Origin of the sequence: Pseudomonas sp. HY13-MNA-CIBAN-0226 (assembly GCF_040310305.1) — a bacterium.
Taxonomy (GTDB): Bacteria; Pseudomonadota; Gammaproteobacteria; order Pseudomonadales; family Pseudomonadaceae; genus Aquipseudomonas; species Aquipseudomonas gregormendelii.
Map to the genome: position 1 here is coordinate 1 of NZ_JBEOPS010000209.1, position 278 is coordinate 278.

General features: G+C 62.2%; 1 pseudogene. It reads left to right on the forward strand.

From position 1 onward, the window contains the following. A pseudogene (locus AAEZ05_RS28440) lies at positions 1-278 on the forward strand (dihydroorotase); the annotation flags it as partial.

The following is a 278-nucleotide window of genomic DNA, read 5'->3' on the forward strand; positions in this document are numbered from 1 at the left end:
GTGTTCATGGGTGCCTCCACCGGCAATATGCTGGTGGACGATCCACGCATTCTGGAGCGCCTGTTTGCCGAGGTGCCGACCATCCTGCTCGCTCACTGCGAACACACGCCCAGCATCCTGGCCAACGAGCAGCGCCTGCGCGAACGCTTCGGCGAGCATATTCCCGCCGTGGCTCATCCGCTGATCCGCGATGCCGAGGCCTGTTATCGCTCGTCATCGTTCGCCGTGGAATTGGCCAAACGTCATGGCACGCGTCTGCATGTGTTGCACCTGACCAG